We start from the raw sequence: 5,950 nt of genomic DNA, 5'->3' as shown, positions 1-5,950 counted from the left end.
TGAATTCTAGCAGGTTTTGAAAAGTCCTGTCAAACTTTGGGGTCTTTCGATCTTTTCGCCAAACCCCTCACCACTTCAACCACCTGCAACTTCCGTCGCAGACCGCCTCAGCAGCGAAGCCTCAAATTCTACACCGGTTTTAAACACCAGATCAACTCAAAGCCGGGAAATTTTTATCTCCCCCTCTTCTCCGCCCAACCACCTGTTTACACAACCGGCCGGGCAGCGAAGCCGCGTAGTATAGCCCAGGAAATACGGCCCAAATCAAAAGCCGTGAGCGATAGCTTCTTCCAGTGCATCCACGAACAAGGCAGCCACGTCGCAGCCGGTTTGCTCCTGGATTTCCTGAAAGCAGGTGGGGCTGGTGACATTGATCTCCGTGACGCATTCGCCGATCACGTCCACTCCAGCCAGCAGCAGCCCCCGCTGCCGCAGCACCGCCCCCAGGGCCTCGCCAATCTCATGGTCGCGTGCAGTCAATGGCCTGGCAACACCCAAACCGCCCGCTGCGAGGTTGCCGCGCACTTCCGTTCCCTGGGGGATGCGCGCCAGGCAGTAAGGGACAGGCCGCCCCCCGATGATGAGCACGCGCTTGTCGCCTTCGGAAATGGCGGGCAGGAATTTCTGCACCATGACGCTCTGGCTGCCGTCCCGGTTGAGCGTTTCGATGATGCTGCCCAGATTCATGCCGTCCGGGCCCACACGGAAGATGCCCATGCCGCCCATGCCGTCGAGCGGCTTCAGGATGATGTCCTGGTGCTCTTCATGGAAGCGCCGGACGTCTTGCGCTTCGCGCGTGACCAGCGTAGGCCCGATGAACTGGGGGAATTCCATGATGGCCAGCTTCTCGGGGTGGTCGCGCAGCGCACGGGGTTTGTTGAACACCCGGGCGCCCTCGCGCTCCGCCTGCTCCAGCAAGTGGGTGGCATAGAAGTACTCGCTGTCGAACGGCGGGTCCTTGCGCATCAGGACGGCGTCGAAACCGGCCAATGCCGCCTCGCGCGATGCCTGAACGGAGAACCATGCGTCCGCCTCCCCCGTCAGGACGATGTCGCGCACACGCGCACTCACCCGACCACCGCGCTGCCAGTGCAGGTGGCGGGGCTCGCACACGGCCAGCGTGTGGCCGCGCCGCTGCGCTTCGCGCATCATGGCGAAGGTGGTGTCCTTGTAGATCTTGAAGTGCTCGACGGGATCGGCGACGAAGAGGAGGTTCATGGGCAAACGGGAAGTGGAGAGGCGTCAGCGCGCCGCGGAAGACGGGCGGGCACGCCCGTACTGTTGCACAGCCAGCGCGACGCTGCCGGCCACGACGCCCCAGAAGGCGGAGCCGATGCCGGCAAGGGTCACGCCACTGAGTGTGACCAGGAAGGTGATGAGCGCGGCCTCGCGGTGGCTTTCTCCGGCCAGCGCCGACGCCAGCCCCCCGCCGATCGCGCCCAGCAGGGCCAGCCCGGCGATGGCCACCACCAGTTCCTGGGGAAAGGCGGTCAGCAGCCCCGTGACGACGGCGCCGAAGATGCCGACGGCGATGTACAGCAGCCCGCACGACACCGCCGCCGTGTAGCGGCGCTCCCGGTCGGGGTGGGCCTGCGGCCCCATGCACATGGCCGCGGTGATGGCGCTGAAGTTCAGCGCGAATGCGCCGAAAGGTGCGAGCACCAGCGTGGCCAGGCCCGTCATGGTGATGAGGCGCGACACCGGCAGCTGGTAGCCGGTGGCGCGCATGACGGCCACGCCCGGCAGGTTCTGCGATGCCATGGTGACGATGAACAGCGGCAGCGCCAGGCTCATCAGCGCCTGCACGCTGAACTGCGGTGCGGTGAACATGGGCACGGCCAGCGCGAAATGCACGGCGGACCAGCGCATCTGCCCGCTGGCGGCCGCCCAGACGATGCCGGCCGCCAGCGTGAGCACCACGGCATAGCGCGGCAGCAGGCGCCGCGCCAGCAAATAAGTGGCCAGCATCGCCAGCACCAGGGGCATGTCGGTCTGCAGCGCGGTGAACGCCTGCATGCCGAAGCGCGCCAGCACGCCCGCCAGCAGCGCCGAGGCGATTTCCATCGGGATGCGGTTCATCACCCGCTCGAACCAGCCGGTCATGCCCGCCAGGGTGATGAGCACCGCGCTCACCATGAAGGCGCCGACGGCCTCGCCCATGCTGAAGCCCCCGGCCAGGCCCGCCGTCGCCAGCACGGCAGCACCCGGCGTGGACCAGGCCACCATGACCGGCTGGCGCAGGATGAGCGAGGGCACGAGCGAGCACAAGCCCATGCCCAGCCCCAGCGCCCACATCCAGGACGTGATCTGCGCGGGCGTGGCGCCGAACGCCTGGGCCGCCTGGAACACGATGGCCACCGAGCTGGTGAAGCCCACGAGCACGGCGACGAACCCTGCCGTGAACGCAGACAGGCTCAGGTCTTTGAAGAATCGCATGGCGCCCGATTGTGGCAGCTCCCCCGGCCGGGCGCTGGGCACGGTCATTCAAAAAGCATAGCTGCTTGCGCTTGACTGGCAAGCGCTAGAGGCCAAAATTGCTCTCAATCAGATTTCCACCTTCGAGCCCAGCTCCACCACCGCATTGCTGGGCAGGTGCAGGAAGGCCGCCACGCCGCTGGCGTTGTGGTGCATCTGCGCGAACAGTTTTTCGCGCCAGGGCGCCATGCCGCTGCCGATGGTGGGCACCACCACGTCGCGCGACAGGAAATAGCTGGTGCTCATGGCGTGCAGCTCGCAGCCGCGGCCCTGCATGAGGCCCAGGGCGCTGGGCAGGTCCAGCTCGTTCTTGAAGCCGTAGTTCACGGTGACCTGCCAGCAGTCTCCGCCCAGCGCCTGCACCTGCAGCCGCTGGTCCAGGCCGATCCAGGGCGTCTCGTGGTAGCGCACGGTCACGAACAGGTTCTGCCGGTGCAGCACCTTGTTGTGCTTGAGGTTGTGCAGCAACGCATTGGGGACGATGCCCGGCTCGGCGCTCAGGAACACGGCCGTGCCGTCCACGCGGACGGGCGGGTGGGCCAGCACCGAGGCCAGGAAGTCCGGCAGGCCGATGGCCTCCTCGCGCAGCCGGTCGTTGAGCAGTTCGCGGCCGCGCTTCCAGGTCATCATGAGCGTGAACACCAGCGCGCCGATCAGCAGCGGGAACCAGCCGCCCTGCAGCAGCTTGAGCAGGTTGGAGGAGAAGAACGCCAGGTCCACGACGAAGAAGAACCCGGTGGCCGCCAGGCACAGCGCCAGCGGATAGCCCCAGCCGTAGCGGATCACGAAGAAGGTGAGCACGGTGGTGATCAGCATGTCCAGCGTCACCGCGATGCCGTAGGCCGCCGCCAGGTTGCTGCTGGAGCGGAACATGACCACCGCCAGCACGATGGCGACGAACAGGCTCCAGTTGACGAAGGGCAGGTAGATCTGGCCCGTGTCCCGCACGCTGGTGTGCAGGATGTTCAGCCGCGGCAGGTAGCCGAGCTGGATCACCTGCTTGGTGACGCTGAACGCCCCGGTGATGAGCGCCTGCGACGCGATCACCGTGGCCATGGTGGCGAGCAGCACCAGCGGCAGCAGCGCCCAGTCGGGCGCCATCATGAAGAACGGGTTCTTCACCGCGGCCGGATCGGCCAGCAGCAGGGCACCCTGGCCGAAGTAGTTGACGGTCAGCGCCGGCATGGCCACGCTGAACCAAGCGATGCGGATCGGGCGCTTGCCGAAGTGGCCCAGGTCGGCATACAGCGCCTCGGCGCCGGTGACGCACAGCACCACCGCGCCCAGGATGATGAAGCTGACGCCCGGGTTGTGCCAGATGAAGCCCAGCGCATGGTGCGGACCCAGGGCGCCCAGGATCTCGGGGTGGCCCGCGATGTGGGGCACGGCGAGCAGCGCGATCGACAGGAACCAGGCCAGCATCAGCGGCCCGAAATAGCGTCCGATGCCCGCCGTGCCGCGCTTTTGCACGGCGAACAGCCCGAACAGCACCACCAGCGTGAGCGGGATGACGGCCTTGCGGAAGTGGGGCGACACCACCTCCAGCCCCTCGATGGCCGAGAGCACCGAGATCGCCGGCGTGATCACCCCGTCGCCATAGAAGAGCGAGGTGCCGAAGATGCCCACCACCAGCATGCCGCTGCGCAGCCGCGGATGGCGCTGCTTGAGCGCCTGCGAGGCCAGCGCCAGCATGGCGATCAGCCCGCCTTCGCCATGGTTGTCGGCGCGCAGCACCAGCACCACGTATTTCAGCGAGACGATGACCGTGAGCGTCCAGAACAGGATGGAGAGCACGCCGTAGACGTTGGCGTGCGTGAACGGCACATGCCCGGAGCCGAACACCTCCTTGACCGCGTACAGCACGCTGGTACCGATATCGCCATAGACGACGCCGATGGCGCCCAGGGTGAGCGCGGCGAGCGATGACTTGGAATGTTGCACTGCAGGTTGACGGTGCCCGGAGGCATCGGCGGGTCAAGCGGGATCGCCATTGTGCGCCGCGCCTGCGCGGCGTGCATGCCCCCGCCGCCGATGTTGCAGCGCAGCAACTGGCGGTCGGCGTCAGTCGTAGACCTCGGCCTCGGGGTCGGTGGCTTCCAGCTCGTAGCTCGCCGCCAGCATGGCCAGGCGAGCGATCACGCCGTACATGTAGAAGCGGTTGGGCGCGCTCGCGCCCGGGCGCGCGCCGGGCTGGGGCAGGCGGGTGCTGTGCTCGAAGGCCAGGGGGACGAAGCTGGCGCCGGGGGCGTTCAGGTTCTCGTCCGTGCCGCGCTCGGCATGCATGCGGTAGAAGCCGCCGACCACGTAGCGGTCCATCATGTAGACCACCGGCTCGGCCACCGCCTGGTGCACGCGCTCCTGCGTGAGCACGCCTTCCTGCACGATCACGTCGTGCACCACCTGGCCGTCCTTGATGACGGCCATCTTGTTCTTGGTCTTGCGGTTCAGGCCGTCGAGCTCCTTGGCATCGCGCACGGTCATGATGCCCATGCCGTAGGTGCCGTTGTCGGCCTTGACCACGACGAACGGCTTCTCGTTGATGCCGTATTCCTTGTACTTGCGGCGCACCTTGGCCAGCGTGGCGTCGACGGCGCCCTGCAGCGCATCCATGCCGGTGCCTTCGTTGAAGTCCACGCCCTCGGCGCGGGTGAACAGCGGGTTGATGAGCCAGGGGTCGATGCCCAGCATCTTGCCGAAGCGCTTGGCCACCTCCTCGTAGCTCTGGAAGTGGCGGCTCTTGCGGCGCACGCTCCAGCCCGCGTGCAGCGGCGGCAGCAGGTACTGCTCGTGCAGGTCCTCCAGGATGCCCGGGGGGCCGGCCGACAGGTCGTTGTTCAGCAGGATGGTGCAGGGGTCGAAGTTCTTGAGCCCCAGGCGGCGCTTGGTGCGGATCACCGGCTCCAGCACGACGGACTCGCCGTGCGGCAGCGTGACGGTGGTGGTCTTCTTGATGTCCGGGCTGATGGAGCCCACGCGCACGTTGAGCCCGGCCATGTTGAAGATGCGCTGCAGCTGCACCACGTTGGCCAGGTAGAAGGTGTTGCGCGAATGGTTCTCGGGAATGATGAGCAGGTTGCGCGCCTCGGGGCAGATCTTCTCGATCGCCGCCATGGCCGCCTGCACCGCCAGCGGCAGCATCTCGTCGGTCAGGTTGTTCCAGCCGCCGGGGAACAGGTTGGTGTCCACCGGCGCAAGCTTGAAGCCCGCGTTGCGGATGTCCACCGAGGTGTAGAACGGCGGCGTGTGCTCCATCCACTCCAGGCGGAACCAGCGCTCGATGGCGGGCATGGAGTCGAGGATGCGCTGCTCCAGTTCGTTGATCGGTCCGGTGAGTGCCGTGATGAGATGGGGAACCATGTATCGCCCTCGGAAAAAGGTTGCGGTCGATTGTAGGGATCAGCCCTAGAGCGTGTTATGAACTTATTCCGGAGCCCAGGACAGGCGCAGCCTTGGGCAACATGAGGATCACGAAGAT

The 5,950-nt window shown here is 66.4% G+C and carries 4 protein-coding genes; all 4 read right to left on the bottom strand.

Going from position 1 to position 5,950, the window contains the following annotated elements; all coding sequences use genetic code 11:
- Window positions 1–264: 264 nt before the first annotated feature.
- Window positions 265–1,218 carry a glutathione synthase gene (gene gshB, locus AVS7_RS18040; protein ID WP_020229461.1) on the bottom strand — a complete coding sequence of 318 codons (954 nt, stop codon included), beginning with the start codon at window positions 1,216–1,218 and terminating at the stop codon, window positions 265–267.
- Window positions 1,219–1,242: 24 nt separating this feature from the next.
- Window positions 1,243–2,436, bottom strand: a complete 1,194-nt coding sequence (locus AVS7_RS18035) for a benzoate/H(+) symporter BenE family transporter (protein WP_034691149.1) — start codon at window positions 2,434–2,436, stop codon at window positions 1,243–1,245.
- A 108-nt stretch (window positions 2,437–2,544) separates the two neighbouring features.
- Complete coding sequence (locus AVS7_RS18030; RefSeq protein WP_020229459.1) at window positions 2,545–4,416, bottom strand: potassium transporter Kup; 1,872 nt, start codon at window positions 4,414–4,416, stop codon at window positions 2,545–2,547.
- A gap of 120 nt (window positions 4,417–4,536) precedes the next feature.
- On the bottom strand, window positions 4,537–5,832 hold the full coding sequence (gene gshA, locus AVS7_RS18025; protein WP_020229458.1) for a glutamate--cysteine ligase: 1,296 nt from the start codon (window positions 5,830–5,832) through the stop codon (window positions 4,537–4,539).
- Window positions 5,833–5,950: the final 118 nt, after the last annotated feature.

It is taken from the genome of Acidovorax sp. MR-S7 (assembly GCF_000400995.2).
Lineage (GTDB): Bacteria > Pseudomonadota > Gammaproteobacteria > Burkholderiales > Burkholderiaceae_C > MR-S7.
The sequence above is the reverse complement of the archived record's forward strand: the minus strand, read 5'-3'. Positions and strand labels throughout refer to the sequence as shown.

Coding starts and splice junctions, on each gene's coding strand:
- AVS7_RS18035 (WP_034691149.1), bottom strand. CDS start 2,436: ATGCGATTCTTCAAAGACCTGAGCCTGTCTGCGTTCACGGCAGGGTTC.
- gshB (WP_020229461.1), bottom strand. CDS start 1,218: ATGAACCTCCTCTTCGTCGCCGATCCCGTCGAGCACTTCAAGATCTAC.
- gshA (WP_020229458.1), bottom strand. CDS start 5,832: ATGGTTCCCCATCTCATCACGGCACTCACCGGACCGATCAACGAACTG.